At 67.4% G+C, this 1,073-nt stretch carries 1 protein-coding gene; it reads left to right on the top strand.

All coding sequences use genetic code 11. The annotated features are described in order from the left end of the window. Positions 1 to 1,073: 5-aminolevulinate synthase (gene hemA / locus AC0YKC_RS33960; protein WP_488514238.1), on the top strand; the 1,073-nt coding region annotated here is incomplete at both ends.

The raw sequence follows: 1,073 nt of genomic DNA, 5'->3' as shown, positions 1-1,073 counted from the left end.
TTCGCCGACCTCGAGCGCATCGTTGGCAAGTTCCCGCGCGCCATCTGGCGTTCCAACGGCCGCGCCCAGGAAATCACCGTCTGGTGCTCCAACGACTATCTCGGCATGGGCCAGAACGCGGATGTGATCGCCGCCTTCCAGACCGCGGCAGGCCGGATGGGTTCGGGCGCCGGCGGCACCCGCAACATCTCCGGCACCTCCAACCCGCTGGTCGAGCTGGAGCATGAGCTCGCCGACCTGCACGACAAGGAAGCGGCGCTGGTCTTCACCTCCGGCTTCGTCTCCAACGAGGCCTCGATCTCGACCATCGCCAGGCTTTTGCCCAACTGCCTGATCATCTCGGACGAGCTCAACCATGCCTCGATGATCGAGGGCGTGCGCCGCTCGGGCGCGGAAAAGAAGATCTTCCGCCACAACGACGTCGCGCATCTGGAAAGCCTCTTGCAGGCGGCCGGCCGCGAGCGCGCCAAGCTGATCGTCTTCGAGAGCGTCTATTCGATGGACGGCGACATCGCGCCGATCAGGCAGATCGTCGAGCTCGCCGAACGCTACAACGCCATGACCTATATCGACGAGGTCCATGCGGTGGGCATGTACGGGCCGCGCGGCGGCGGCATCACTGAGCGCGAGGGGCTGGCCGACCGCATCGACGTCATCCAGGGCACGCTGGCCAAGGCGTTCGGCACGCTGGGCGGCTACATCACCGGCACGAGCGCGGTGATCGATGCAGTGCGCTCCTATGCGCCGGGCTTCATCTTCACGACCGCGCTGCCGCCGGCGATCGCCGCCGCCACCACCGCCTCCATCCGTCACCTCAAGCGCTCGCAGGCCGAGCGCGACGCACAGCAGCGCCAGGCAGCCAGGACCAAGCAGGTGCTTGCCGCCGCCGGCCTGCCGGTGATGGAATCGGCCACCCACATCGTGCCGGTGCTGGTCGGCGACCCCGAGCTTTGCAAGATGGCGAGCGACCGCCTGCTTGGCGTGCACGGCATCTACATCCAGCCGATCAACTACCCGACGGTGCCGCGCGGCACCGAGCGGCTGCGCATCACGCCGACGCCGTTCCATTCGGA

The organism is Mesorhizobium sp. CNPSo 4661, from assembly GCF_057784215.1.
This window is presented reverse-complemented; position numbering and strand designations above follow the sequence as displayed.